Here is a 26,941-nt window from a genome sequence, read left to right as displayed (position 1 = left end):
GTCGTTCAGGCCCCTGCCGCGCGCTGCGCCTCCAGCTGGCGCAGCACGGCGCGCTGCACCTTGCCCGTGGTGGTCATGGGCAGGGCCTCGATGAACTCGATCTCCTTGGGGTACTCGTAAGGCGCCAGCTGCCCCTTGACCAGCGCCTGCAGCGCCTCGACCAGCGCATCACTGCCCTGATGGCCCGGCGCCAGCACCACGAAGGCCTTGACCAGGGCGCCGCGCTCGGCATCGGGTTTGGGCACGACGGCGGCATTGGCCACCGCCGGGTGCTTGACCAGGCAGTTCTCGATCTCGCTGGGGCCGATGCGGTAGCCGGCGGACTTGAAGAGGTCGTCGCTGCGGCCCTGGTACCAGAGGTAGCCATCGGCATCCATCACGGCCGTGTCGCCCGTGCGGCACCAGCTGTCGGCCGGATCCCCGGTGAACTTGGCCGCCGTGGCCTCGGGCCGGTTCCAGTAGCCCAGGAAGAAGACCGGGTCGGGATCCCCATGCACGTCGCGCCGGTGCACGGCCACATCGCCGGGCGCGCCCGGGGGGCAGGTCTTGCCTGCCTCGTCGATCACGGCCACCCGGTGGCCCGGATAGGCCCGGCCCATGCTGCCCGGCCGCGCCGGCCAGAGGCGGCTGCAGTTGCCCACCACGTAGTTGATCTCGGTCTGGCCGAACATCTCGTTGACGGTCAGGCCCAGGGCCTGCTGGCACCAGCGGAAGACGGCGTCGCCCACAGCCTCGCCGGCGCTCATCACCGCCTCCAGGCGCAGCCGGTAGTGACGGCGCGGCTCCGGCACCGCCTTCATCATGGCCTTGAGTGCCGTGGGGAAGAGGAAGCTGTGGGTGACGCCGTGGCGCTGCATCAGCTCGAAGGCCCGCTGGGGCGAGAAGCGGCCCTGGAAAGCCACGATGGGGCGGCCGAAGTAGAGCGTGGGCAGCAGGGCGTCCATCAGGCCGCCGGTCCAGGCCCAATCGGCAGGGGACCAGAACACCGCGCCGCTCGGGCGGCTGGCGTCGAAGGGATCGAAGCCGAACCAGTTCTGGCTGGCCACGAAGCCGCTCAAGTTGCCGATCAGGGCCCGCTGCGGGATCAGCGCGCCTTTGGGCGGGCCGGTGGTGCCGCTGGTGTAGATCAGCACGGCGGCCGCGTCGGCGTGGGCGGCGGCGGACGTGAAGCGGGCGTCCTCGGACTGCAGGGCGTCCATCCAGGCGCTCTCTCCAGCGCCGGCGCCCTCGCCCACGGCGATGAGCTCGCGCAGGGCCGGGCAGCTGTCGCGCAGGCCTCGCAAGGCGGGCAGCACGCTGCCCTCGGCAATGGCCAGCACGGCACCGCTGTCCTGCAGCCGGTACTGCAGGGCGTCGGGGCCGAAGAGCATGGACAGCGGCACCGCCACCGCGCCCAGCTGGTTGATGGCGATGTGGGCGACGGCCGTCTCGAAGCGCTGCGGCAGGATCAGGGCCACGCGCTCGCCCGTCCGCACGCCGCGGCGCGCGAGTGCGTTGGACAGCCGGTTCGCCGCCCGCTGCAGCTGGCCGTAGCTGTAGCTGGCGCGGCTGCCGCCCTCGTCCTCGAAGATCACCGCGGTGGCCTCGGGTGTGTCCCGGGCCCAGCGGCCGCAGCAGGCCTCGGCCAGGCTGAAGTCCGGCGGGACCCGCCAGCGGAAGCCGGCATGCAGGGCGGCGTGGAGATCGCCCGGGCCGTCCGCAGGGCGGGGGGCGGGGGCAGCGAGGGCATCCTGGGCCATCGGGCCCTCCTTGCGTCGGCAGGTCAAGCGCCGCATGCTATCGAGCCGGCCCGGCGGGCTCCTCATGGATTCCACCAAGCCCGCCGGTTCTACACTGCGCCTTTTGCGCCGGCCGCATTTGCTTCTGCCCTGCGATCATGAAGATCTTCCACAACCCCCGCTGTTCCAAGTCCCGCGAGGCCCTGGCCCTGCTGCAGGAGGCCGGCCTGGCGCCTGAAGTCATCGAGTACCTGAAGACGCCGCCCGACCTGGGCACCTTGAAAGCCCTGGTGCGCCAGCTGGGCCTGCCTGTGCGCGAGCTGCTGCGCAGCAGCGAGGCGCTCTACGCCGAGCTGGGCCTGGCCGACGCCAGTGACGAGCAGCTGCTCGACGCCCTGCTGCACCATCCGCAGCTGCTGCAGCGGCCCATCGTCGTGCGCGGCGAGCAGGCCCTGATCGCCCGCCCGCCGGAGCGGCTCAAAGCCTGGCTCTGAAGCCTCGGCCCGCTGACAGGGTCAGGTCTTGCCCAAGGCCTGCAGGGCCTCGCCGCTGAGGCGGCAGATGCGCCAGTCCGGCATCACCGTGGCACCCATGGCTTCGTAGAAGTCGATGGCGCGCCGGTTCCAGTCCAGCACGCTCCATTCGAATCGACCGCAGCCGCGGGCCACGGCCAGCTGCGCCAGATGCGTCAGCAGCTGCCGCCCCAGGCCCGTCCCGCGATGCGCGGGCTGCACGTACAGATCTTCCAGGTAGAGCCCCGGCTGGGCCAGGAAGGTCGAGAAGTTGTGGAAGAAGAGCGCGAAGGCCACCACCTGGCCCTCGCCGGCCTCGGCCACCACGGCCTCGGCCTTGGGGCTGGGCCCGAAGAGATGCGGTCGCAGCCGTTCTTCGTCGACCTGCAGCAGGTGGGTGAGCCGCTCGAAGTCCGCCAGCTCGCGGATGAGGCCGACGATGGCGCCGAGGTCGTGGGGTTCGGCGGGGCGAATGAGGTAGTTGTGCTTGTCCATCCCTGCATTCTGACCGCCGCTCGCCAAGGCAGGGTGCTGCAGCCTGCGCCCCCCGGAATGACCTGCCCCCGGCCTGCAAAATCCGACGGCACTGGGGGCCTGTCCCAGCCCGGACAGCAGGCCCTGCGGCAAGCCGCTAGAGTCGCCGCCATGAACACCCCCACCGCCTACACCGAACGCCGCCCCTTCCGCAGCGACATGCTCCTGCTGCGCGGCCTCCATCACCACGTGCTGCACTGGGGCGACGCCTCGATGCAGACGCCCGAGCGCCCGCTGCTGGTGATGCTGCACGGCTGGATGGACGTGGGCGCGTCCTTCCAGTTCGTGGTCGACGCCTTGCCTTCGGACCGCCATGTGGTGGCGATGGACTGGCGCGGCTTCGGCCTCAGCGACTGGACGGCCAGCGACGCCTACTGGTTCCCCGACTACCTGGGAGACCTCGACGCCCTGCTGGACTCCGTCAGCCCCGACCGGCCGGTGGATCTGCTGGGTCACAGCATGGGCGGCAATGTGGTGATGAGCTATGCCGGCGTGCGGCCGGAGCGAATCCGCCGCCTGGTCAACCTCGAAGGCTTCGGCCTGCCCGACACCCTGCCCGAGGAAGCGCCCAAGCGCCTGCGGCAGTGGCTGGACGAGCTCAAGCAGCCCCAGCAGCTCAAGCCCTATGCCAGCCTGGACGAAGTGGCCCAGCGCCTGATGAAGACCAACCCGCGCCTCTCGCCCGCCAAGGCCGCCTGGCTGGCGCCGCATTGGTCCGAGCAGCGCGACGGTGCCTTCCACATCCTCGGCGACCCGGCCCACAAGCGGACCAATCCGGTGCTGTATCGCAAGGCCGAGGCCCAGGCCTGCTGGCAGGCCATCCAGGCTCCGACGCTGTGGGTGGAAGGCGCCCACACCCAGCTCAGCCAGTGGTGGGGCAATCGCTACCCCCGCGAGGATTTCGAGGCCCGCCTCGCCCTCGTGCCCCAGCTGCAGCGTGCCCGCCTCGAGGACGCCGCCCACATGCTGCACCACGACCAGCCCGAAGCGCTGGCCGCCGTGCTGGAGGACTTCCTGCGCTGAGCTAGGCTAACGCCAGCCAGCCGCCCCGCACGGCGCAAGAGGATCCGGCCTTGCTCACCGCATCCCCACCCGCAGCACACCCAACCGGCCGCGCCAGCCAGCCGCCCCGCACGGCGCAAGAGGATCCGGCTTTGCTCACCGCATCCCCCACCCGCAGCACACCCAACCGGCCGCGCCAGCCAGCCGCCCCGCACGGCGCACGAGGATCCGGCCTTGCTCACCGCATCCCCCACCCGCAGCACACCCAACCGGCCGCGCCAGCAGGCCGCCCCGCACGGCGCATGAGGATCCGGCTTTGCCGGTCCTACATGCGCGCCCCCCTGGGGGGGCCGGCGAAGCCGGTAGGGGGGGGTTAAGGACTCACAGTCGCCTTGACGCTGAGGCCGCTGTACGTGGCATAGGCCTGCACCCCCACGTAGTACGTCCCCGCCACCGGCGAATTCACCGTGCAGGTCTCGGTGCTCGTGGAGCCGTCGGACTTGCAGGCATAGCTGGTGCCGGTCGGCTTCTGGCCGGCGCCGACGAAGAGGTCGGCGTCGCCATTGCTGCCCGCCAGGTTGACGACCAGCTTGGTGCTGCCGGCCGGAACCTGGATGGAGTAGTAGGTCCAGGTGCCCGTGGACGCCGACTGGCTGCCCAGGGCCACGCCGCTGGTCAGCGGGATGGTGGACGGCGTGGTGGCGGCGCTCAGCGTGCCCTTCATCGCGTAGTAGCCCAGGGAGCTGTACTTGGAGAAGCCGTTCGCCGGCGTGCCTTCCGCGCCGCCCTGGATGATGAGCTTGTAGTCGCCCGCCGCCAGGTTCAGGTTGACGAACTCCGCCGAGCGGTTCACCGAGAGGTTGCTGCGCGCCACCTGGGTGCCGGCGGCGGTGGTGATGGTGGCGTCGACGTCCAGCATGCGCAGGTACTCGATGGGATCGACCCGCAGGTTCAGCGTGCCGGCGCTGCCGAGGCTGAAGGTGAAGACGTCGGTGTCGGTGTTGCGCTCGATCTGGCCCCAGTTGTCCGCCGGGTTGATCTCGCCGCCGGCACGCAGGGCCAGGGGCTTGCCGTTGACGTTGTCATCGGCCATGTAAGGCACGCCCTCGTCGACCGTCATGATCTTGAGATCGTCTTCCCTGTTGCTGGCGGTGTTGTACTCGCCCTTGCTCCAGGTGAAAAGCTGGTTGGTCCAGGAGCCCCCCATCCAGTAGTTGCCCATGATGGGCCCCCACTGATAGGCCGCGATGCCCTCGAAGTACTCGCCGCCGGTGCCGCCGCCATCGTGGTTCATGCCCATCTGGTGGCCGACCTCGTGCGCGCCGGTCATGCCGATGCCGTAGCCGTAGTCGAAGCCGCTGGCCGGGTTGCGGTACAGCGTGCCGGCCGAGGTGGTGCCAAAGGAGTGCAGGGGGGCGAAGCTGCGGCCGTCCTGGTTGACGAAATTGATGACGCCGGTGCGCAGCAGGCTGGCCGCCTTGGCGGCGTCATAGACCGCCTTGTTGGTGGTGACGTTGAGCTGCAGCATGGAGTACTGGTCCGCCACGGACTGCCAGGCCCGGTACATGTTCTCCTTGGTCACGCCGTTGAGGGGCGTGCTGCCGCTCATCACGGCAGCCGTGTTCAGGTAGAAGACGTAGGGGCTGCCGGGCTTGCTCTCCAGCTTGGTGACGTCCTGGTTGTTGTAGGGGCCGATGTGGGGCGCTTGGCGCAGGGCCATGGGGCTGTAGACCGGGTGCGCCGCCGCGATCTGGGCCAGGCTGGCGGTGCTGCGGTTGCTGCGCTGGAAGTCCTCGTCCAGGTCGGGGTAGACGCGGCTCAGCGGCACGGCCTTGACGCTGACCACGCCACGGGCGTCGGTGCTGTACTCCCAGGCCTTCTTCTGGCCGTGCAGGACCAGGAAGCCGCGCAGGGTCTTGCCGTCGCCCTTGAGGAAGAACATGGAGTCCTCGGCATCGCGGTGGCGGCCGGCGATGGAGACCTTGCCACCCTGCTCGAAGAAGTCCTGGACCAGCACCGGCAGCGCCGTGCCGTCCTGGGCCTGCAGGCTCAGGGCCTGGCGGCCCTGGTGCTGCTGCTTGAGGCTCTGGATCAGGCCGCTGGCGCTGCCCAGCTCGGTGCCGTCGGCAGCCAGGGCGGACGTGGCCGGGCAGGCGGCGAGGCAGGCCAGCATCAGCGCCGACAGGCGTGCGTGAGAAGAAGGGAAATGGAACATACGCTTCATGGACGATCTCTCGGTGTGGAGACGCGGTCGGTGCCGCGGGTGAAGCATCGCAACGGGGTACTGCCGGCCATTGCGGCGCCGGGGACGGGCCAGCGCCGGCACAGAATGCCGCCGGCATGCTGGCGCCATGCGGACTATGGTCAGCGGGCGTTGATCGCCCAAGTGTCAGCATTGACAGCCGTGGCAACCCTGATGGGCTGCCCGCGCGAAGCCTGGCAGGCGCCGGTCTGGCGGCGCGGGCTCAGTCGCCGGCGTCCTCGCGGTGCTCGTCGTCGTGCCGGGCCATCAGCCAGGCATAGAGGACCACGATCAGCAGATAGCCCATCAGCGCCCCCTGCGAGGCCACCCAGAAGCTGAAGGGCCAGCCGAAGAAGCTGAAGCTGAGGTCCCGCGCGAACCAGGTCAGGCCGAAGCTCAGCACGGTCCAGCCGCCCAGCAGGACGAGGGTGAGGCGCCGCGTGGCCCGCCAGTAGCGGCGATGGCGGCGTTCACGGGCGGGCGTGGCGGGCTGGTGGAGGGGGTCCATGGCGGGTGTCCGGTGCGCAGTGTGCCTCAGCAGCCGCACGGGCGACAGCGGGCCGGCCCCATTTCGGCGGCCCGGGAAGCCGGGATCAGCCCCGGGCCAGCTTAAAATGCGCGGTTGCTCACAAGACATGGCCCGGCCGAGCCGCTGCCAGCCCCCGGCTGGCCCCGCTGAACGCGAAGGCAGCACCACGGGCACCAATCAGGATCCGTCATGGACATCGAACGCATCAACCAAATCGGCACGACCCTCGCCGACCTCACAGCGCGTACCGACGCGCTAAGGGGGTATCTTTGACTACGACCGCAAGTCACTTCGGCTGAATGAAGTCAATGCGGCGCTGGAGAATCCAAACATCTGGACCAGCGATCGAAAGCGCGCCGAGGAACTTGGCAAGGAGAAAGGCGCACTGGAGCAGGTGGTGGGAACCATTGACTACCTGACCAGCAACCTCTCCGACAACGTCGAGCTCTATGAGATGTCCAAGGCCGACAACGACTTCGGCGGCCTGGAAACCATTGAAGCGGATGCGGCCAAACTGAACGAAAAGGTCGAGGAGCTGGAGTTCCGCCGGATGTTCAACAACCCGGCCGACCCCAGCAACTGCTTCATCGACATCCAGGCCGGTGCCGGCGGCACTGAGGCCTGCGACTGGGCCGGCATGCTGCTGCGCCAGTACCTGAAGTACTGCGAGCGCAAGGGCTTCACCACCACGATGGAAGACGAGACGCCCGGCGACGTGGCCGGCATCAAGAGCGCGACCATCAAGGTGGAGGGCGAGTACGCCTTCGGCCTGCTGCGCACCGAGACCGGCGTGCACCGTCTGGTGCGCAAGAGCCCCTTCGACTCCTCGGGGGGCCGCCACACCTCCTTCGCCTCGCTGTTCGTCTACCCGGAAATCGATGACTCGATCGAGATCGACATCAACCCGGCCGATGTGCGCACCGACACCTTCCGCGCCTCCGGCGCCGGCGGCCAGCACATCAACAAGACGGACTCGGCCGTGCGCCTGACCCACATCCCCACGGGCATCGTGGTGCAGTGCCAGGACGGCCGCTCGCAGCACAGCAACCGTGACGTGGCCTGGCGCCGCCTGCGCTCGCGCCTGTACGACCACGAGATGAAGAAGCGCATGGCCGAGCAGCAGAAGCTCGAGGACAGCAAGACGGACGTGGGCTGGGGCCATCAGATCCGCTCCTATGTGCTGGACCAAAGCCGCATCAAGGACCTGCGCACCAATGTGGAAATCTCCAACACCCAGAAGGTGCTGGACGGCGACCTGGACGCCTTCATCACCGCGTCCCTGAAACAGGGCGTGTGATGGACCACCCCCTACCGGCTGCGCCGGCCCCCTCGAGGGGGCGGCCCCGGCTGCCCGGCAGAGCCGGATCAGCGGGGCCCGCTGGGGAATGCAGGCTGAGGCGTGCCGACGGGCGCGTCTCTCCCGATTGAATCCAACAGCTTCGGGTCACGAGCCCGGGCAATGACAAACAAAACGAGGAAGTCCGCCATGATGCGTGAAGGCACCGCCGCACTGATCCGCCGCGAAGACTACGTGGCTCCGGCCTACTGGATCCGCACCGTCGACCTGACTTTCGACCTGGACCCGGCGAAGACGCTGGTCACCAGCAAGATGAAGGTCGAGCGCAATGCCGCCGTGCCGCACGGCCCGCTGCGCCTGCATGGCGAGGAGCTGAACCTGCTGCGCGTGCTGATCAATGGCGAGAGCGTGTCCTTCCGCCAGGAGGGCCATGAGCTGATCATCGAGAGCGCGCCGGACGCTGACTTCTCCCTCGAGATCCGCAACACCTGCGCCCCCGAGAAGAACAGCTCGCTGTCGGGCCTCTACACCTCGGGCGGCGGCTTCTTCACGCAGTGCGAGGCCGAGGGCTTCCGCCGCATCACCTACTTCCTGGACCGCCCGGACGTGATGGCCGTCTACACGGTCACCCTGCGCGCCGACAAGGCCAAGTACCCCGTGCTGCTCTCCAACGGCAACCTGCTGGAGACCGCCGAGCTGGACAACGGCCGCCACCTGGCCAAGTGGCATGACCCCTTCCCCAAGCCCAGCTATCTGTTCGCGCTGGTCGCGGCGGACCTGGTTTCGCGCGAGCAGCGCATCCGCACCCGCGCCGGCCGGGACCACCTGCTGCAGGTCTACGTGCGCCGCGGTGACCTGGAGAAGACCGAGCATGCGATGAACAGCCTCATCGCCTCCATCGTCTGGGACGAGGCCCGCTTCGGCCTGCCCCTGGACCTGGAGCGCTTCATGGTGGTCGGCGTGTCCGACTTCAACATGGGCGCCATGGAGAACAAGGGCCTCAACATCTTCAACACCAGCGCCCTGCTGGCCTCGCCGGCCACCGCGACCGACGCGGACTTCGCCCGCATCGAGTCCATCGTCGCCCACGAGTACTTCCACAACTGGACCGGCAACCGCGTCACCTGCCGTGACTGGTTCCAGCTCTCGCTGAAGGAAGGCCTGACCGTCTTCCGCGACCAGGAATTCAGCATGGACATGGCCGCCGCGCCCAGCGCCCGTGCCGTCTGCCGCATCCAGGACGTGCGCGCGCTGCGCAGCGTGCAGTTCCCCGAGGACTCCGGCGCCATGGCCCACCCGGTGCGCCCCGACTCCTACGTCGAGATCAACAACTTCTACACCCCGACGGTCTACGAAAAGGGCTCGGAAGTGGTGCGCATGTACCAGACCCTGGTCGGACGCCAGGGCTTCGAGGCCGGCATGAAGCTCTACTTCGAGCGCCATGACGGCCAGGCCGTGACCTGCGACGACTTCGCCGCTGCCATCGCCGACGCCAACCCCGGCTCCGCCCTGAGCACCCGCCTGGAGACCTTCAAGCGCTGGTACTCGCAGTCGGGCACGCCTCGTGTGCAGGCCCGCGGCAGCTACGACGCCGCTGCCCAGACCTACACCCTGACACTGAAGCAGCACAACCCCGCCACGCCCGGCCAGGAGCACAAGCTGCCCCAGGTCATCCCTGTGACCATGGGCCTGCTGAGCCGTGAGGGTCAGGTCTTGCCTCTGCAGCTGCAGGGCGAGGCCGCCCCGGTGGGCACCGAGCGCGTGCTGGTGCTGGACCAGGCCGAGCAGTGCTTCGTGTTCACCGGCGTGGCCAGCGAACCTGTGCCTTCGCTGCTGCGCGGCTTCTCGGCCCCGGTGATCCTGGACGACGGCCTCACTGACGCCGAGCTGCTGGTCCTGCTGCAGCACGACGCCGACGCCTTCAACCGCTGGGAAGCCAGCCAGCGCCTGGCCCTGAACCGCATCCTGCAGGCCGTGCGCACCGGCGAGACCCTGGTGCTGGATGCCGCCTACCTGGATGCCATGCGCACCGTGCTGCGCGACCCGCAGCTGGACGCCGCCTTCAAGGAACTGGCCCTCACGCTGCCGGGCGAAGCCTATGTGGCCGAGCAGCTGGAGGTGGTCGACCCGCAGGAGATCCACGCCGCCGTCGAGGCCGCGCACGTGCAGCTGGCCGCCGCCCTGGCGGACGACTGGGCCGCCGCCTACGAGGCCAACCAGGTCAAGGCCGGCTACGAGCCCAGCCCGGTGCAGTCCGGGCAGCGCGCCCTGGCCAACCTGGCCCTGTCCATGCTGGTGCTCCATGCCACCCGCAACGGCGACGCCGTCTGGCCCGGCCGCGCCTACCAGCGCTTCAAGGACGCCACCAACATGACCGAGCGCCTGGGCGCTCTGTCGGCCCTGGTCAACGCCCATGCCGAGCTGGCCGAGCCCGCGCTGCAGCGCTTCCACGCGCTGTTCAAGCACGAGGCCCTGGTGGTGGACAAGTGGTTCGCCCTGCAGGCCCGCGCGGCCGAGGACGGCGGCAAGACCTTCGCCCGCGTCAAGCAGTTGCTGCAGCACCCGGACTTCACGCTGAAGAACCCCAATCGCGCCCGCAGCCTGCTGGCCTCGCTGTGCATGTTCAACCCGGCCGCCTTCCACCGCGCCGATGCCGCCGGCTACGTGCTGTGGGCCGAGCAGGTGCAACTGCTGGACGGCATCAACCCGCAGCTGGCCGGCCGCGTGGCCCGCGCCATGGACCGCTGGACGGTGCTGGCCGAGCCCTACCGCGCCGCTGCCCGCGAGGCCATCGCCCGCGTGGCCGCCAAGCCCGAGCTGTCCAATGACGTGCGCGAGATCGTCGAGCGCGCCCTGGCCTCCGGCGGCGCCGCCTGAGTGCCCTGCCCCGCATTCGCAACTTCAAGGTGTTTCCATGACCCGTCGCATCAGCCTCACGCAGTACCTGATCGAGCAACAGCGCCAGCACGGCCACATCCCGCAGGAGCTGCGCCTGCTGATCGAAGTCGTGGCCCGCGCCTGCAAGCGCATCGCCATCAGCGTCAACAAGGGTGCCCTGGGTGACGTGCTGGGCACGGCCGGCAGCGAGAACGTGCAGGGCGAGGTCCAGAAGAAGCTGGACATCATCGCCAACGAGGTGCTGATCGAGGCCAACGAATGGGGCGGCCACCTGGCGGCCATGGCCTCCGAGGAAATGGAGGGCATCTACCTGGTGCCCAACCGCTTCCCGCAGGGCGAGTACCTGCTGATGTTCGACCCGCTGGATGGCTCGTCCAACATCGACGTCAACGTGTCCATCGGCACCATCTTCTCGGTGCTGAAGAAGCCCGAAGGCAGCAAGGGCGTCAGCGAGGACGACTTCCTGCAGCCCGGCAGCGCCCAGGCTGCCGCGGGCTACTGCGTCTACGGCCCGCAGACCACGCTGGTGCTCACCGTGGGCGACGGCGTGGCCATGTTCACCCTGGATCGCGAGCAGGGCAGCTTCGTGCTGACGCAGGAGGACGTGAAGATCCCCGAGGACACCAAGGAGTTCGCCATCAACATGTCGAACATGCGGCACTGGGACGCCCCGGTGAAGCGCTACATCGACGAATGCCTGGCGGGCGAGGAAGGCCCGCGCGGCAAGAACTTCAACATGCGCTGGATCGCCTCCATGGTGGCCGACGTGCACCGCATCCTCACCCGCGGTGGCGTCTTCATGTACCCCTGGGACAAGCGCGAGCCCAACAAGGCAGGCAAGCTGCGTCTCATGTACGAGGCCAATCCGATGGCCTTCCTCGTGGAGCAGGCCGGCGGCGCAGCCACCAACGCCCGCGAGCGCATCATGGACCTCAAGCCCACCAAGCTGCATGAGCGCGTGGCCGTGGTGCTGGGCTCGAAGAACGAGGTGGAGCGCGTGACGCGCTACCACCTTGAGCAGGCACAGTAAATTCTGCTATAGTCGCAGTCTTTCGCCGGTGTAGCTCAGTTGGTAGAGCAGCGCATTCGTAATGCGAAGGTCGGGAGTTCGACTCTCTTCACCGGCACCAAAAATTGAATCAAGCCAGATCCGCAAGGGTCTGGCTTTTTTCTTGCCCGGCTCGCTGGCGTTGCGAGCCTGCACCTGATGACGCTCATCATGACGCCCATCCTCCGACGCCTCCACGCCCTGCCCTCGGCACTCTTCGCGCTGGCCCTGGTCGTGATCAGCTACCTCGCCCTGAGCCCCGCACCGCCGCAGGCCGCGGACCTGGGCTGGGACAAGCTCAACCACTTCAGCGCCTTCGGCACGCTGGTGCTGCTGGGCGGCCTGGCCTGGCCCGCTGGCCTGGGGCGCTTGGCCTGGGCGCTGCTGGGCTATGGCGGACTGATCGAGATCCTGCAGACCCAGGTACCGGGCCGCTCCGCCGAGTGGGCGGACCTGCTGGCGGACGGCATCGGCATCCTGCTGGGCCTCGCGCTGACGCTGGTGCTGCGGCGCCTTGCCGGGCGAGTGCGCCGCTGAAGGTCGCTTCAAGGTCGCTTCAAGGTCGCTTGAGGAATCGCCGCCCGCGGCGGCCCTGCCGCTGTTCAGCCGGCCCGCGCTGCGCGACACTGTCGCTGTCGACCCGCCCTCTTCATCGCTCCATACCCAGCACCGGGAGGTTCCATGAAGCGACGCCAGCTGCTCCTGTCCGCCCTGCTGACGACGGCCGCCGCCCCAGCCCGGGCCCGCCGCATCTACACCGTGGGCGTGGAAGACTACGAGAACTTCCTGCCCTATTCGGAATGGAAGAACGGCGTCTACAGCGGCCTGGGGCGCGACATGCTCGATGCCTTCGCGAGCACCCGCGGCCTGGAGTTCCGCTATGTGGTCTTGCCTCTGAAGCGCCGCGACGCCATGTTCGTGCGTGGCGACCTGGACTTCATCTTCCCCGACAACCCGAACTGGGTGACGACGCTCAAGGGCAATCTGCGCATCGCCTACGCGCCCATGATGGAGTTCACCGACGGCGTCATGGTCCGCCCGCAGGACCTGGGCAAGGGCGTGGCGCGCATCAAGGTGCTGGGCATCCCCAACGGCTTCACGCCCTACCCTTACCAGCAGCTGATCAACTCCGGCCAGATGCGCATCGAGGAGTCGGTGCAGTACGACCGGCTCTATGAAAAGCTGCAGCGGGGTCGCGTGGACGGGGCCTACCTCAACACGCGCATCGCCGAGTACTACTTCGCCCACGCGGGCAGCGAAAGCGGCGAGGCCCCGGTCTTCGACCCGGACCTGCCCCATGCCAGCGGGCACTGGTACCTGTCCTCGTACAAGCACCCCGCCGAGGTGCTGGCGATGCGCGACTTCATGCGCGACCGGCTCGCCCAGGTCGAAGAGATGAAGCAGCGCTGGAAGTGGCGCTGACGCCGCTCCCGCCGGACCGGTTCAGCGCAACCCGTTCTCCTTGAGCAGCTGCAGGCTCATCGCCTGAGCCACCGCCTGCGCTCGGTTGCTGGCGCAGAGCTTGCGCAGGATCTTCTGCACATGGTTCTTGACCGTCAGCGCACTGATGCCCAGCAGCAGGCCGATCTCCTGGTTGCTCTTGCCCTGGCGCATCCAGGCCAGGACCTGGCGCTCGCGCTCGGTCACGCCTTGCGTGCTCGCGCCGCCCTGGGCCGGGCTGTGCTGCAGCTGGAGCTCCTGCGCCTGCACGCGCCGCCAGACGCAGTGCAGCAGCGGCGTCATCAGGTTCAGCAGGGGCGACGGCAGGGGCTCCCGAGAGACCAGCAGGAAGAAGCTCTCCAGCTCCTCGGCGCACTGCGGACGCGACACCCCCAGGACGGACAGGTGCTGCAAGCCCGCCGCCTGCAGCAGACTCAGGGCCTGCGCAGTGCCTTCGCCCGATGCCACCAGCCCGGCCAGCGGCAGAGCCTGGGCCTGGCTGCCCGCGCGCAGCCAGCCCTGCTGCAGCCAGGCCAGGCTGGCCGGATCCTGCAGCCACTGCAGCACCGGCTCAGGCAGCGGCAGGCTGTTGAACAGTTCGGGCTGCAGCTGCCGCCGCAGGGGCGACCAGGCACTGCACAGCATCAGCTGGTGGGGCAGCAGGCGCTGCAGGCTGGCCTGGGTCCAGATGAAGAACTGATGGCGCCGCCTCACCGCCTGGGCCGTCTCGGCGCATTGCCAGAAGGCTTCCGCCTGGCGCTGGCTGGCCCATTCGATGCACGCCTGTGCGCTGTCCTGAGTCATGTGGTCTCCCCCTGCGTCGTCCCTTGTGGCGAGCAGGGATGAGCCTAGGGGCTGCGCATGTCACTTGTTTGAAAGCCGTCAACTGCCTTAGGCGATACGGACCGAAACAAATACCGGATAAATACCAACAAAGAACCACTTGCGCGTCATTCGCACCATTTTCACAATCGGGACCACAACGATGGAGGTCATGATGAGGACAAGTCTCTGGGGTAGTTGCTTCGCTTTGTGCGCTCTGCTCGCCGTGCCGCTGAGCGCGTACCCACACGGTTACGTCAGCAGCCCGGAGTCGCGCTCCCTGCTGTGCAAGCAAGGCGGCAACAGCAATTGCGGCGCCATCCAGTACGAGCCCCAGAGCCTGGAGGCGCCATCCGGCTATCCGGCCACCGGCCCGGCCGACGGCAGGATCGCCAGCGCCGGCCTGACCCAGTTCGCCGAGCTGGACGAGCAGACGGCCACCCGCTGGACCAAGCGCCCGATGAAGTCCGGCCTGCAGAACTTCACCTGGACCTTCACCGCCAACCACGCCACCCGCAACTGGCGTTACTACATCACCCGGGCCGACTGGAATCCCAATGTGAAGCTCAGCCGCGCCAGCTTCGAGTCCACGCCTTTCTGCCAGGTGGATGGCGGCGGCAAGCAGCCCCCAAGCCCGCTGACCCACAGCTGCAACGTGCCCGTGCGGGCCGGTTATCAGCTGGTGCTGGCCGTCTGGGAGATCGCGGACACCACCAACAGCTTCTACAACCTGCTGGACCTGCAGTTCGACGGCACGCCGCCGGTCTACAGCTGGTCCGCCAAGGGCACCATCTACCCGAGCGTCGACCTGGCAGTGGGGGACAAGGCCTCCACCCGCGTCTTCGACGCCGCCGGCGAACACCCCGAGCTCTCGACCCGGATCACCATTGGCAGCGCCGCGGACGGCGCCAAGACCACCTGGCCCTACCTCCTCGCGACGCGGGTCAATGCCGAGCAGTCCCTGCTCAGGGCGGGCCAGAAGGCCGCGGACGGCAGCATCAACCCCGCCTATGGCCAGAACGAGGTCTTCGCCCGCAGCGACAGCCCCTACACCCGCGTGGAGATCCAGATCGACAAGGCCCCGCCGCCCGCCAACGACGTGCTGGTCAGCGGTCTGGCCGCCGAATACACCATCGGCAGTGACGGCAACCTGACGCTCGGATTCAGCGTCACCGCCGTCGGCCAGCTGGACGTCAACGCCACCCTGTTCGATGCCGCCGGCGTGGCTCGCGCCAGTGCCAACGCCTCGCTCAACAACAGCGGCCAGAGCCTCAGCCTGCCCCTCAGCAAGCCAGCGGCCGGCAGCTACCAGCTGGTCGTCAAGGGCACGCCCAAGAGTGGCGGCGCCGTGGTCCAGAAGACCTACGCGGTGAACCTCAAGGCCGCCGGCAGCACGAGCTACGACCATGTCTTCCCGACCGGCCTGGGCAGCTACAAGGCCGGCACGCGCGTGCTGCAGAACAAGAACGGCAAGGTCTACGAATGCCGCCCCTCGCCCTATAGCGGCTGGTGCAACATCTGGAGCAGCAGCAACAATGCCTACGAACCCGGCGTGGGCGCCGCCTGGGCGGATGCATGGATCGCGCGCTAGGCAGCCGCGCATCCTGACAGCCAGGGGGCCCGAGAGGCCCCCTTTTTCATGGGCTTGAGGCGCCCGGCCTGCTGGACCGCGCCCGGGCTGTGCCCATCGCGGCATCCAGGGCCAGAGCCAGTCAGTGGTCAGTATTGGGGATGCGGGCCGTCACCGAAGCGCCAATAGTGTGGGAACGGGCAGTGCATGACGCTGGCCGTAAAGAGGTGGCAGGCCCTGAGCCTGCCGTTCACAGCCAAACAGTGAGGTACTCATCATGGCACAGGAACTGGTCGCGACCTTTGACGGGCCGCTCAACAGCTTCAGCATCAATCTCAACCTGCAGAACGCCAGCAGCGCGGACATCCGCGAGGTCGGCATCAGTGCAAGGACGGCGAAGTTCCCCATCCTCTTCGACACCTTCGGCGGCTTCTCCGGGCCTGCCACCCTGGTGGGCGTCGATGGCGTCGACACCGAGGTGGTGACGGCCCGCTTCGCCAATTTCTCGCCGGACAAGTCGGTGCAGTTCGCCGGCATCGACCCTGACTTCCAGGGCGACGTCTCCTCCGGCGTGCGCGTGGGTGACTTCACGGGGTCCCGCCTGCTGGTTCTCTTCGCGGACGGCTCCACCGGCTTCGGCGAGTTCGAGCCCACCAACGACGGCAAGCTGCGCGCGGTGGCCACGAAGTAAGCCCCTGCCGAGGGCGTCACACGCCCGAGGCTATTTCTCACAGTCTCACGATTGCAGGAAATGAATGCTGGAGCACAGCCTGTCGAAGGCCCGAACGACGCGGTTTGGCCGGTCGGACCTCATGCAGAGCGCCCCCGGCTGAGCTCCAGTCACACCGCTGCCCGCACGGTGCATGTGCCGCCTGCATGTCCCCACTGCATGTCCCCACTGCATTCCCCTCTGCATTCCCCATCTGCCATAACCACCTGCATTTGCCGCCTGCATTTGCCACCAGCATTTGCCGCTTTTGCTTTTGCCGCTTGGCTCTTCCGTGGCGTTTGCCGAGTGCGTTTGCCGAGTGCGCTTGCCACTGCCGCTTTCCATGCTCCCGGGCCACGGGGGATTGCCAGGCGCTCCCTCCAGGCTCGATCGCCGGGCGCGCTTGCCAGGCCTGTGGGCGGCTCATGGCGCCACCCGCGATCACGGCTGTCCTTCACAGCCCCGAGGCCGGGCAGGCATGCGGGCCCGACTCAATGCCCCAGCCACACCAGCAGCGGAATCAAGCTGAGGCTCAGCAGGCCCAGGAGCAGGTAGTTGCCGCTGCGCGGATCAAAGTCAGGCCAGATCTTCGCCCAGGACTTCCGCATCAGCCATCGCCCGATGGCCATGTCGAAGCAAGCCATGAAGGCGGCTAGGCCCAGGCCCAGCGCGAGATGCGCGCCCGCCGAGCGCAGGCCGACGCCGGGCACCCACCACCAGCAGATGAGGAACGCCAGCAGCGTGCCGGTCAGCGCGCTGAGCTTGATCGCGCGCGCCTTGCCGATGCGGGGAATGAGCAGGGTCGTGCGGGCGATGCCATGCAGGGTCTCGGCGCAGGCGAGCAGCAGGCACAGCGAAGCGATACGCGGCAAGGAGTCCAGGCTCATGAAGGATTCCTCACATCGGTCCAGGAGCGAGATCGTCTCGCAGGATAGCTTCCTCAGGGCCTGGGCCACGAGGCACTCGCCGCGGCAGCAGGCCAGCCGGTGCAGCCTCAAGGCCGGATCGCGCTCGCGGCATCAGGGAGATCGGGTGTCGCCGAGCGCCCATCGGCCGCGCGGTCGACGATGCAACCGCGCTGCTTGCACCGCGATTGGCTGACCCAGAACATGGCGCTCCAGGGCATGGCGATCGGCCGGTCACGGTTGTAGAACAGGGCACTGCCGTCCTTGAGCCGCCAGGCCACCAGGCGGAGGCCATCGGCAGAGGGCGGGGACTGAAGGCCGGCCGGTTGGCCGTACAAGGCCAGAACGGAATGCAGGGCCTTCTTGTGGGTCCACTTGGGTACGTTGACGCTGGCGCTGTCCAGGTGTCCGTCATGGAAGAAGAAGGACACCCGCATGGCCTCCACCCCATTGTGAGTGAATATTTCCGCACCGCAGCCCCACTCCCCGAGATCTGACGTTGGCGGGACCTTGCCGCAGTCGAACTGCACCTGGGGGAACTGGCGCCGCAGGTCCGCCTCGGTCCAGGTTTCGGACAGCTCGTCGAAGCGGAAGTCCAGGGCCGGCAACGACACGGGCCGAGACTGGCGGTACGCCTGGACCTCGTCCGGTTCAGCCGAGCTACGCCGCGTCAGCAGCACCCCCAGCCAGACGAGGAGGATGAGCAGGGCGAGGACCAGAACGACGATCCGCAGACGCGCCTTCCGGTGTGGATTGAGCGGCATGGGGCAGGAGTCGTTGCTGGGGAGAAGCAGATGGATCGGGCTGAGGCAAGCCCCCCGCACCAGCGGTGGGAGGATCCTGTCCCAGCTCTCGATCCGGTGCAAGTGTCTCTGCAGGCCCGGGAGAGCACCAGCGGGACGGCAAGAGGGGCGAGGACCTGGCGCGCTTCGGGGACCGGCCCAGCCGACCAGCGCAGCGCGCCCCTTGCCTGCCAGACATCAATGCATCCTCAGAGCATCGGCGCCGGCGTGATGGTCGCCGCGCAATCCCCGAAGCCGATGCGGCGCGCGCCGTCCTTCACGGCGTAGCCGCGCAGGATGACCGTGTCACCATCCAGCAGGAAGGTGCGGGTCTCGCCGTTGGGCAGGGACAAAGCCTGCTTGCCGCCCAGGCTCAGTTCCAACAGGGAGCCACCCTCCTCCGGGTTCGGGCCGGACTGGGTGCCGGTGCCCAGCAGGTCGCCCGGCTGCAGGTTGCAGCCGTTGCTGGCGTGGTGGGTCAGCATCTGGGCCAGGGTCCAGTAGGCATGCTTGAAGTTGGAGCGCATGAGGCGGGCGGCTGGCTGGCCGGCGGCCCGCATGGCCTCGGTCTGCAGCCAGACTTCCAGCTCGATGTCGTAGCCACCCTCGCGGCGGTTCTGCTCGCTGTCGATATAGGGCAGCGGCTGGGGGTCCTCGGCCGGGTGCTCGAAGGCGCAGCGGAAGGGCTCCAGCGCGTCCATGGTGACGATCCAGGGCGAGATCGTGGTCGCGAAGTTCTTGGCCAGGAAGGGGCCGAGGGGCTGGTACTCCCAGGCCTGCACATCGCGGGCGGACCAGTCGTTGAGCAGGGTCACGCCAAAGGCATGGGACTCGGCCTCGGCCATGGGGATGGGCTCGCCCAGCGCATTGCCCGGGCCGACGAACAGCCCCAGCTCCAGCTCGTAGTCCAGGCGCTTGCAGGCGGCCAGCACAGGCACGGCGGCATCAGGCGCCTTGAGCTGCCCCAGGGGGCGGCGCACGCTGGTACCGCTGACACCGATGGAGGACACGCGGCCGTGATAGCCGATGGGCACCCACTTGTAGTTGGGCAGCAGCGGATTGTCCGGACGGAAGAGCTTGCCCACCGTGGTGGCGTGGTGGATGCCGGTGTAGAAGTCCGTGTAGTCGCCGATGCGGCAGGGCACCGCCATCTGGGCCTCGGCCTGCGGCACCAGGCAGGTGGCCAGGGCGGTCTCCTGCTTCGAGCCGGCCTGGAGGGCGGCGAAGAGCGCATGGCGCAGCGCGCGGCGCTGGGCGGCGGGCTTGGCCATCACGGCGTTGAGGTCGCCCTGGGCGAGGTGGTGCAGCAGCACGGCGTCCGCGGCGCTCCACTTGCCGGCCGCGGCGGCCAGGCGCAGGTCCAGGATCTGGTCGCCGATGGCCACGCCCACACGGGCGCTGTCATTGCTGCCGGCGCGGCGGAAGAGGCCGTAGGGCAGGTTCTGGATCGGGAACTCGGTGTCGGGCGTGTTGGCGCTGGCCACCCAGCTCTGTGCCGCCGGGTCGTGGGTGTGGTCGATGAGGCTCATGGCAGTCTTGGTCTTGTCGTCGCTTGGATTTTCAGGGGAAGCCGGCCCTCGGTCCGGCGGGGAAATCGATCGCAGGTCTCAGGCGCCCAGCGTGTTGGCGCGCGCCAGCTGCAGGGCCTCGGCCAGCACGTGGCGGTCGCCGATGTGATTGGACAGGATCAGCACCAGCTTGGCGAGCAGCAGGTCGGCCTGCTCGTCGGAGAGGTCGCGCTGCGCATCGATCAGCTGCTCGTAGAAGCCGTCCGGGTCCGGCAGGTTGGGTGTGCGAATCAGGTGGGTCGTATTCATGCCGGGAGCTCCTGTGCCAGGGCCTTGCGAACGGCCGCTTCGACCCGGGCCGCATCGAAATGCCGCCAGCGGGCCGCCACGTACTGGTCGGGCCTGAAAAGGTAGACGGTGCCGGGGCGTCCGTCATAGCGCTGGGCCAGCAGGCCTTCGCTGTCGATGAGGTCGCGCCCCACCTCCAGCACCTCCACCGCCACGCGCCCCACCTGCAGCGGCCGGGCCGGGCCGAAGCTCAGCAGCTGAAAGCCGCGCCCTAGCTGCTCGCTGAGCCACCCGGACTGCCCGCCCACGCGCAGCGGCGCGTCCAGTAGCGTATGCCCCGGGCGCGGGCTGCCCTGCGGGAAGCCGGCATCGGCCGCATCGGCCGTGCTGAGGCTGCTGTCGAGATAGGGCGTGGGCGTGGACAGCCGACCGCTGTTCACCAGCGGCCGCGCGAAGGACTCGGTGCGCGCCAGCTCCAGCACCGCATTGCGCAGGCGCAGCGAGGCGCGGCTCTTGGGCGTGATGAAGTCGGTGGAGCGGGTGGAGTTCAGCAGGTTGTCGTCTGCCGCGAAGGTGCGCTCGTGGTCGTAGCTGTCCAGCAGGGTCGCAGGCGCATCGCCGTGGACGACGGCCGCCAGCTTCCAGGCCAGGTTCTCGGCGTCCTGCACGCCTGTGTTGGCACCGCGCGCGCCGAAGGGCGACACCTGGTGTGCCGCGTCGCCCGCGAAGAGCACGCGGCCATGCCGGAAGCGCTCCATGCGGCGGCAGGCGAACTGGTAGATGGACACCCATTCCAGCGTGAAAGGCACGTCAGGTCCCAGCATGGCCTCGATGCGCGGGATCACGCGCTCGGGCTTCTTCTCCTCCTGCGGATCGGCGCCCCAGCCCAGCTGGAAATCGATGCGCCAGACGTTGGCGCACTGCTTGTGCAGCAGCACCGACTGCCCCGGATGGAAGGGCGGATCGAACCAGAACCAGCGTTCCGGCTCGGCGCCCAGGCGGCGCAGGGTGGCGCCGTGGCCGCGCAAGCCGTCGTCGGCGGCATCGGCAGCCTGAGGCTCGACCACCACGTCGGCGATCAGGAAGCGATCCTGGAAAGCCTGCCCGCGGAACTCCGCGCCCAGCATCCGGCGGGTGTCGCTGCCTGCGCCGTCGCAGGCCAGCAGCCACTGGGTGCGCATGGGGAAGATGCCGTCGGGCGTCTCGACCTGCAGGCTCACGCCGTCATCGTCCTGCGTCAAGGACAGCAGCTTGTGCTTCCAGCGCAGCTCCACCAGGGGCGAAGCCTCGCAGGCCGCAACCAGGCGTTCCTCCAGGTAGTACTGCTGCAGGTTGATCATGGCCGGCAGCTTGTGGCGGTCCTGGGGCAGGAGGTCGAACTGGTAGGCCAGACCTTCGCCATGGAAGACCTTGCCGACCTTCCACTTCACGCCCTGCTGCACCAGCGGCTCGGCCACGCCCAGGCGGTCCCAGACCTCCAGGGTCCGCTTCGCGTAGCAGACGGCGCGGGAGCCGATGCTCACGCTGTTGTTGTCATCCAGCACCACCACACGCAGGCCGCGGGAGGCGCAGTCCAGCGCGAGGCTCAGGCCTATGGGCCCGGCACCCACCACCACCACGGTGTGCGCCTGAGGCTGGCCGAGGCGCTGCTCCTCGCTCTGGTAGTAGTCGAAGACGGGGTACTGGTAGGTGCTGAGCATGGTCGGTCCTGCAGGGTGCCGATGGCGCTGGGTGGCGGGCTTACTGCGGTGCGGCCAGCGCCTTGTCATGCATCCAGGCGGCGTGCTTGGGTGCGCGCTTGGTCTGGTTCCACTCTTCCAGCATCTCCCATTTGCAGGCGTCCAGGGCCTTGTACATCTCGGGAGTGCCGACATCGGCGGCCAGCTCGACGCGGTGGCCGTTGGGGTCGAAGAAGTAGATGCTCTTGAAGATGGTGTGATCGGTCACGCCGATCACCTCGATGCCCGCGGCCTGCAGGCGGGCCTTGGTCTCTTCCAGGGTCTGGACGCTGTCGACCTTGAAGGCGATGTGCTGCACCCACTCAGGCGTGTTGGTGTCCCGGCCCATGTCGGGCGAGTTGGGCAGCTCGAAGAAGGCCAGGATGTTGCCGTTGCCCGCATCCAGGAACAGGTGCATATAGGGATCCGGCGCCTGGGTGGACGGCACCTTGTCCTCGGCGATGGCCAGCACGAAGTCCATGTTCAGGTGCTTGACGTACCACTCGACGGTGGTCTTGGCGTCCTTGCAGCGATAGGCGACGTGGTGGATGCGTTCGATCTTCATGGCTTCTCCTCGGGTCCTCGTTGGGGGTCAGGTCTTGCGTCAGGTCAGGGGTCAGGTCTTGCGGGTGACGCTCACTGGCCTTCCAGGGCGCGCCACATCTCGACATCGCGCTCGGCGGTCCAGATGCGGGGATGGGTGTGGCCGCTGGCCTCGTCAAAGGCACGGGTCACGTCAAAGGGCATGCAGTGGGCAAAGATGACCCACTGGCCATACTTCGGCTCCAGCGCGGCATAGGCCTCGCGGTAGACGGTGTTGAGGTCACGCCCGGCGGCCACGCCGGCCTTCACGGCGGCATAGAGCTCGGACACGAAGGCGCGAGTGCCTTCCAGGCCGGCACGGACCTGCTCCGGCGTCTGCAGCGCGGCGCCGCGGCCGGGCACCAGCTTGGCAGGCTTGAGGGCGGCGAGGTTCTCCAGGGTCTGCGGCCAGTCCTGGAAGTAGGCGTCGCCGGCATAAGGCGTGGCATCGAACTCGACCAGATCGCCCGAGAACAGCACGCGGTCCTGGGGCAGCCAGACCACGGTGTCGCCCTTGGTGTGGCCACGGCCCAGCTGGAGGATCTGCACCTCCAGCTTGCCCAGCCACAGGGTCATCTTGCCGGTGAAGGTCAAGGTGGGCCAGGTCAGGCCGGCGGGCACGGATTCGACATTACGGAAGAGACGCGGGAAGCGGCCGATCTCACTGGCCTTGTCCTGCTCGCCGCGCTCGACGATCAGGTCGAAGGTGTCCTGGCTGGCGATGATGTGCTCGGGCTCATAGGCGGAGGCGCCCAGCACGCGCACCGCGTGGTAGTGCGAGAGCAGGACGTACTTGATGGGCTTGTCCGTCACCTCGCGGATGCGGCGGATCACGTCCTGAGCCATTACGGGCGTGGCCTGGGTGTCGATGACCATCACCGCGTCATCGCCGATCACGATGCCGGTGTTCGGGTCCCCTTCGGCGGTGTAGGCGTAGGCGTGGTCCGAGAGCTTCTCGAAGCTGACGCGCTTCTCTTCCAGATCGGCTTGGGAGGCAAAGGTCTTGCTCATGATCAATTCAATCCTTGCGAATGCGTTTGACTATATCTAATTTGAGATCTCAACACCAGCGCACCCGATAATGCGCCGCCACCCCGATCTGCGCACCATGTCCGACGACACCGATTTCCCCGGCAAAGACAGCGAAACCCGCGGCCCGCGCGGCATCCAGAGCGTGGAGGTGGGCGGCCAGCTGCTGATCGCCCTGGCCCACCAGGGCCGTCCCCTGGCCCTGAAGGACCTGGCCCGCGAAGCCGGCATGACGCCCGCCAAGGCCCACCCCTATCTGGTGAGCTACATCAAGCTGGGACTGGTGGAACAGGAAGCCGGCGGCGGGCGCTACGGTCTCGGCCCCCTGGCGTTGCAGCTGGGCCTGATCAGCCTGCAGCAGTACGAACCGGTGCGCCTGGCCACCCCCCGCATCGAGGAACTGGCCCTGAGCCTGGGTCACACGGTGGCGATCGCCGTCTGGGGCAACCGCGGCCCCACCATCGTGCGGGTGGCAGAAGCGCCCTCACCGGTGCATGTGAGCATGCGGCATGGCACGGTGATGAGCCTGCGCGGCACGGCCTCGGGACGGCTGTTCGCGGCCTTCCTCCCCCAGGCCCAGGTCCTGGAGGCCCTGCGCCTCAATGAGGCCGCAGACGGCGAGCCACCCTCGCTGAGCCCGGCCTTCGAGCGCATCCTGGCCGAGACCCGCAGCGTGGGCCTGGCCCAGTCCCGCGACGGGGTAGTGGCAGGCGTTTCCGCCCTCGCAGCGCCCGTGTTCGATGATGGAGGGCGCATGGTGCTCAGCCTCACGGCCATCGGCCCGAGCGGCAATTTCGAGCTGCAGGAGACGGGCCTGCCGGCCCGGGAGCTCAAGCGCGTCGCCCGTGAACTGTCCCGGCAGCTGGGCTGGCGAGACGGCGGCATGACAGCCCAGCATCCCTGAGGGCCGCCCGCAGGCACCAGACCTGACCCCGAAGCACTGAAACAGGCAATGAAAAACCGGCCGAAGCCGGTTGATCATGCGTGCAAGCGGGGGCCGGAGGCGCTCACTGGCGGGAAGCCGTCAGCTCCTCCAGCAGCACCGCCTCTTCCGAGGGCGAGTAGCCGAAGGGGTACAGGGAGCGCGCCACCGGGCCCAGGTGCGGCTGGCCACCGTAGCGGAGCACCTGCTGCTGGGCGTACTGGAAGTCCAGGCACATCAGCACGGCCGGGGCCTTCACACGGGGGTTCATGCGCTCTTCGCTGCAGATGCGGAAGCCCAGCATGCGCTGGTAGTAGCCCACGTGACGAGGATTCACCTCCACCACGAGCAGCTCGGCACCGCGCAGGCGGAAGGCCTGCAGATAGGCCATGTGGAAGAGGCAGGCCAGGACGCGCTTGGAGGCTTCGTCGATGTCCATGGCCAACTGGGTGAATTCGCAGAGACGGCGGCCGCCGGCACGCAGCTGGCGCATCTCGGTCTTGAAGACCTGGTCGGCGGCCAGGCCCTCGCTGCCGTCGAAGCGCACGCTGAGGGTGCCCAGCACAGTGCCTTCGCGGGCGGCGGTCAGGGTCAGCAGATCGGCTTCCTGGCCTTCACGGCCATTGGCAGCGGCCTGCCCGGCCTTGGCGGCGATGGCATAGCCACGCGCGGCGTACTTGCGCCCCACCAGCTCGCGCGCCTGCAGGCGCTGGCTGGCAGACATGGCCGCACTGATGCGGAACGCTCGCACGGGAGCAATGGTGTTGGCGCCCCCAGACCGCAGGGTCGCACGCAGGGCGTCAACGGCCCCGGCGGCAAGAAAACCTGCACTGTCAGCAAACATCCAAAGACTCCCTCAAGGTGTTCAAGGTCGACGCAGTCTAGCGACGATTCGGAATCAAAACCGTTAAAAACATCGCTTCGTACAACATACACAAAGTCTTACACCAGCCCCTCTGACATGGACCAAATCAGCACAGGGTTAACACCGGATTCGCTGGGATTTCCCGGATCTTTCCTGTGGGCCTGCCGCCACGTCCCCGGGCTCCTGTGACAAATCCTGACCCTCGCAAGGCCTGACCCCGGCAAGGCCTGACCCTCGTCCAGTGCCCCCCTCGTCCATTCGCGTCCAGCGCCGAGCCTTCAGTCTTTCAGAAAGGCCGGCAGCACGCGCCGGCGGCTGGCCTGCTCATAGGCATGGGCCAGGCCCAGCACCTTGGCGTCCTGCCAGGCCAGGCCGCCGAAGGACAGGGCGGCGGGCAGGCGCGCGGCCATGCCCATGGGCACGGTGATATGGGGATAGCCGGCCACGGCGAAGGGCGTGGTGAAGCCGCCCGCGGTGAAGTGGTCGCCCAGCACGGGATCGGTGAGCCAGGCCACGTTGCCGGTGGGCGCCACCACGGCGTCCAGCTGGTGCTCGGCGAAGAGCGCATCCAGCCCCTCGGCACGCGAGTAGCGGCGGTTGGTGGCCAGCGCCTCGCGGTAGGCGGCCGTCTCCAGGCCTTCGGTGGCCTCGGCCTGCTCGAAGAGCTCCTGGTCGAAGAAGGGCATGACGGTGCCGGCATGCTGGCGGTTCCAGGCGATCAGCTCGCCGAGGTTCCTGACGGGCGCATCCGGCTGGAATTCGGCCAGGTAGTCGCGCAGGCCGGCCTTGAGCTCGTGCATCAACACGGTCAGCTCGGTCTCGGCGTACTTGGCCTGGTTGGGAATTTCCAGCTTGTCGACGAGCACCGCGCCTTGCTGGCGCAGCACCTCCAGGGCCTGCTCGAACAGGGCCATGACCTGGGGCTGGGGCGGCATGGCGGCACGGATCACGCCGATGCGCGCGCCCTTCAGCGCGTCCTTGCGCAGGGCGCCCTCGAAATCGAGCGCCGCGCCCGGGGGCAGGTCTTGCGTGGCGGCATCGCGGCTGTCGCGGCCCGCCATGCACTGGAGCAGCAGGGCGGCGTCGCGCACCGAGCGCGTCATGGGCCCGGCGGTGTCCTGCGAGCTGGCGATGGGGATGATGCCGTCGCGGCTGAGCAGCCCCAGGGTGGGCTTGAGGCCCACGATGCCGCAGATGCTGGCCGGCGAGGTCACGGAGCCGTCGGTCTCGGTGCCCACGGCCAGCGCGCACAGCCCGGCGGCCATGGCCACGGCGGAGCCGGAACTGGAGCCGCTGGGATTGCGGTTCAGCAGATAGGGGTGGCGGGTCTGGCCGCCGCGGCTGCTCCAGCCGCTGGTGGAGCGGCTGGAACGGATGTTGGCCCACTCGCTGAGATTGGTCTTGCCCAGGATCAGGGCGCCGGCCTCGCGCAGGCGCTTGACGATGAAGGCGTCCCGCTTCGCGTGAAGCCCCGCCAGGGCGAGGGAGCCCGCCGTGGTGGCCATGCGGTCGGCGGTGGCGATGTTGTCCTTGATCAGCACGGGGACGCCGTACAGCGGGCCGCGCTCCGCCTTGTGCCGATCGGCATCGAGCTGGCGGGCCTGGGACAGGGCGTCGGGGTTGAGCTCGATCACCGAGCGCAGCTGCGGGCCGCGGCGGTCCAGCATCTCGATGCGGTGCAGGTAGTGGCGCGTCAGGCGCTCGCAGCTGAGCTTGCCCTCACGCAGGGCGGCCTGCAGCTCGCGCACGTCCATCTGGTCCCACGGCGCATTAAGGCCTGGCGACTGGGCGGCGGGCCGGGCGGCCGGCAATGCCTCGGCGGGACCCAGGGCAGCCGTCAGCGCGGCGCTCAAGGGCAGGGAACCCGCGACAAAGCCGCGGCGGCTCAGGATGTTGTTCATGTGCCTGTCAACCCCCAACGAAAAGGGACGCTGGATTCTGACAGCGGCTTGTGACTGCAGCCTCGGTACAAGCCCGACGAATGCAACAAGCCTGCACAGGCCGGGCCGCGGCCGCAGCAA

General features: G+C 68.4%; 24 protein-coding genes and 1 tRNA gene. 11 read left to right on the top strand and 14 right to left on the bottom strand.

Annotation, left to right across the window (positions count from 1 at the left end):
• Window positions 1-5 precede the first annotated feature (5 nt).
• Entirely contained in the window at window positions 6-1,739 is a 1,734-nt protein-coding gene (locus ABDJ40_RS05610; protein ID WP_347607158.1) for an acetate--CoA ligase, read from the bottom strand.
• A 134-nt stretch (window positions 1,740-1,873) separates the two neighbouring features.
• Here ABDJ40_RS05610 and arsC point away from each other — a divergent pair, with 134 nt between their 5' ends.
• Complete coding sequence (gene arsC / locus ABDJ40_RS05605) at window positions 1,874-2,212, top strand: arsenate reductase (glutaredoxin) (protein WP_269632105.1); 339 nt, start codon at window positions 1,874-1,876, stop codon at window positions 2,210-2,212.
• 21 nt (window positions 2,213-2,233) lie between these two features.
• Here the strand turns inward: arsC and ABDJ40_RS05600 are convergent, their stop codons facing one another.
• Entirely contained in the window at window positions 2,234-2,725 is a 492-nt protein-coding gene (locus tag ABDJ40_RS05600) for a GNAT family N-acetyltransferase (protein WP_347607155.1), read from the bottom strand.
• A 150-nt stretch (window positions 2,726-2,875) separates the two neighbouring features.
• On the opposite strand from ABDJ40_RS05600, the gene ABDJ40_RS05595 reads away from it, so the two are divergent.
• Window positions 2,876-3,787: an alpha/beta fold hydrolase gene (locus ABDJ40_RS05595; protein ID WP_347607152.1), complete on the top strand. Its 912-nt coding sequence runs from the start codon at window positions 2,876-2,878 to the stop codon at window positions 3,785-3,787.
• A gap of 352 nt (window positions 3,788-4,139) precedes the next feature.
• On the opposite strand, the gene ABDJ40_RS05590 is transcribed toward ABDJ40_RS05595, so the two are convergent.
• Together ABDJ40_RS05590 and ABDJ40_RS05585 are read right to left on the bottom strand one after the other, a co-directional pair.
• Complete coding sequence (locus ABDJ40_RS05590; protein ID WP_347607149.1) at window positions 4,140-5,990, bottom strand: pre-peptidase C-terminal domain-containing protein; 1,851 nt, start codon at window positions 5,988-5,990, stop codon at window positions 4,140-4,142.
• Between the two features lie 241 nt (window positions 5,991-6,231).
• Window positions 6,232-6,516, bottom strand: a complete 285-nt coding sequence (locus ABDJ40_RS05585) for a DUF4212 domain-containing protein (protein WP_269631455.1) — start codon at window positions 6,514-6,516, stop codon at window positions 6,232-6,234.
• 210 nt (window positions 6,517-6,726) lie between these two features.
• On the opposite strand from ABDJ40_RS05585, the gene prfB reads away from it, so the two are divergent.
• The 6 genes from prfB to ABDJ40_RS05555 all read left to right on the top strand — a co-directional run bounded on the left by prfB (window position 6,727) and on the right by ABDJ40_RS05555 (window position 13,202).
• Window positions 6,727-7,834, top strand: a protein-coding gene (gene prfB / locus ABDJ40_RS05580; RefSeq protein ID WP_347607145.1) for a peptide chain release factor 2 whose coding sequence is annotated in 2 segments (ribosomal slippage) — window positions 6,727-6,807 and window positions 6,809-7,834 — 1,107 coding nt in all. Because the reading frame shifts where the segments join, the coding sequence is not laid out codon by codon here.
• Between the two features lie 192 nt (window positions 7,835-8,026).
• On the top strand, window positions 8,027-10,711 hold the full coding sequence (pepN, locus tag ABDJ40_RS05575) for an aminopeptidase N (RefSeq protein ID WP_347607406.1): 2,685 nt from the start codon (window positions 8,027-8,029) through the stop codon (window positions 10,709-10,711).
• A 37-nt stretch (window positions 10,712-10,748) separates the two neighbouring features.
• A complete protein-coding gene (locus ABDJ40_RS05570) occupies window positions 10,749-11,762 on the top strand; it encodes a class 1 fructose-bisphosphatase (RefSeq protein WP_347607143.1) in 1,014 nt (337 codons plus the stop codon).
• 24 nt (window positions 11,763-11,786) lie between these two features.
• Window positions 11,787-11,862: transfer RNA gene (locus tag ABDJ40_RS05565), tRNA-Thr, on the top strand.
• Between the two features lie 89 nt (window positions 11,863-11,951).
• Window positions 11,952-12,317 carry a VanZ family protein gene (locus ABDJ40_RS05560; protein ID WP_347607140.1) on the top strand — a complete coding sequence of 122 codons (366 nt, stop codon included), beginning with the start codon at window positions 11,952-11,954 and terminating at the stop codon, window positions 12,315-12,317.
• 144 nt (window positions 12,318-12,461) lie between these two features.
• Window positions 12,462-13,202, top strand: a complete 741-nt coding sequence (locus ABDJ40_RS05555; RefSeq protein ID WP_347607137.1) for a substrate-binding periplasmic protein — start codon at window positions 12,462-12,464, stop codon at window positions 13,200-13,202.
• Window positions 13,203-13,223: 21 nt separating this feature from the next.
• Here ABDJ40_RS05555 and ABDJ40_RS05550 read toward each other — a convergent pair whose 3' ends face one another.
• On the bottom strand, window positions 13,224-14,024 hold the full coding sequence (locus ABDJ40_RS05550) for a helix-turn-helix transcriptional regulator (RefSeq protein ID WP_347607134.1): 801 nt from the start codon (window positions 14,022-14,024) through the stop codon (window positions 13,224-13,226).
• Between the two features lie 193 nt (window positions 14,025-14,217).
• On the opposite strand from ABDJ40_RS05550, the gene gbpA reads away from it, so the two are divergent.
• Together gbpA and ABDJ40_RS05540 are read left to right on the top strand one after the other, a co-directional pair.
• Window positions 14,218-15,633: an N-acetylglucosamine-binding protein GbpA gene (gene gbpA, locus ABDJ40_RS05545; protein WP_347607131.1), complete on the top strand. Its 1,416-nt coding sequence runs from the start codon at window positions 14,218-14,220 to the stop codon at window positions 15,631-15,633.
• A gap of 256 nt (window positions 15,634-15,889) precedes the next feature.
• A complete protein-coding gene (locus ABDJ40_RS05540; protein WP_347607128.1) occupies window positions 15,890-16,303 on the top strand; it encodes a hypothetical protein in 414 nt (137 codons plus the stop codon).
• 509 nt (window positions 16,304-16,812) lie between these two features.
• Here the strand turns inward: ABDJ40_RS05540 and ABDJ40_RS05535 are convergent.
• The 7 genes from ABDJ40_RS05535 to ABDJ40_RS05505 form a co-directional block, all read right to left on the bottom strand.
• Complete coding sequence (locus ABDJ40_RS05535; RefSeq protein ID WP_347607125.1) at window positions 16,813-17,208, bottom strand: hypothetical protein; 396 nt, start codon at window positions 17,206-17,208, stop codon at window positions 16,813-16,815.
• A 107-nt stretch (window positions 17,209-17,315) separates the two neighbouring features.
• The gene (locus tag ABDJ40_RS05530) at window positions 17,316-17,990 is read right to left on the bottom strand and encodes a hypothetical protein (protein ID WP_347607122.1); all 675 of its coding nucleotides are present in this window, start codon (window positions 17,988-17,990) and stop codon (window positions 17,316-17,318) included.
• 227 nt (window positions 17,991-18,217) lie between these two features.
• Entirely contained in the window at window positions 18,218-19,537 is a 1,320-nt protein-coding gene (gene fahA / locus ABDJ40_RS05525) for a fumarylacetoacetase (RefSeq protein WP_347607119.1), read from the bottom strand.
• A gap of 78 nt (window positions 19,538-19,615) precedes the next feature.
• Window positions 19,616-19,825, bottom strand: a complete 210-nt coding sequence (locus ABDJ40_RS05520; protein WP_347607116.1) for a DUF2783 domain-containing protein — start codon at window positions 19,823-19,825, stop codon at window positions 19,616-19,618.
• Entirely contained in the window at window positions 19,822-21,504 is a 1,683-nt protein-coding gene (locus ABDJ40_RS05515; RefSeq protein WP_347607113.1) for an FAD-dependent oxidoreductase, read from the bottom strand. The genes ABDJ40_RS05520 and ABDJ40_RS05515 overlap by 4 nt, the downstream gene beginning before the upstream one ends.
• Before the next feature lie 40 nt (window positions 21,505-21,544).
• Window positions 21,545-22,087, bottom strand: coding sequence for a VOC family protein (locus ABDJ40_RS05510; protein WP_269631468.1), 543 nt, complete (start codon window positions 22,085-22,087; stop codon window positions 21,545-21,547).
• 71 nt (window positions 22,088-22,158) lie between these two features.
• The gene (locus tag ABDJ40_RS05505; protein WP_347607403.1) at window positions 22,159-23,118 is read right to left on the bottom strand and encodes an MBL fold metallo-hydrolase; all 960 of its coding nucleotides are present in this window, start codon (window positions 23,116-23,118) and stop codon (window positions 22,159-22,161) included.
• A gap of 94 nt (window positions 23,119-23,212) precedes the next feature.
• On the opposite strand from ABDJ40_RS05505, the gene ABDJ40_RS05500 reads away from it, so the two are divergent.
• Window positions 23,213-24,037: an IclR family transcriptional regulator gene (locus ABDJ40_RS05500; RefSeq protein ID WP_347607110.1), complete on the top strand. Its 825-nt coding sequence runs from the start codon at window positions 23,213-23,215 to the stop codon at window positions 24,035-24,037.
• A gap of 103 nt (window positions 24,038-24,140) precedes the next feature.
• Here the strand turns inward: ABDJ40_RS05500 and ABDJ40_RS05495 are convergent, their stop codons facing one another.
• On the bottom strand, window positions 24,141-24,779 hold the full coding sequence (locus ABDJ40_RS05495; RefSeq protein ID WP_347607107.1) for an N-acyl amino acid synthase FeeM domain-containing protein: 639 nt from the start codon (window positions 24,777-24,779) through the stop codon (window positions 24,141-24,143).
• A 419-nt stretch (window positions 24,780-25,198) separates the two neighbouring features.
• Entirely contained in the window at window positions 25,199-26,821 is a 1,623-nt protein-coding gene (locus tag ABDJ40_RS05490; RefSeq protein ID WP_347607104.1) for an amidase, read from the bottom strand.
• Between the last annotated feature and the right edge of the window lie 120 nt (window positions 26,822-26,941).

Source organism: Roseateles flavus (assembly GCF_039872765.1).
GTDB lineage: Bacteria > Pseudomonadota > Gammaproteobacteria > Burkholderiales > Burkholderiaceae_C > Roseateles_B > Roseateles_B flavus.
Note: the sequence above shows the minus strand (reverse complement) of the source record. Positions and strands in the feature narration are given on the sequence as shown.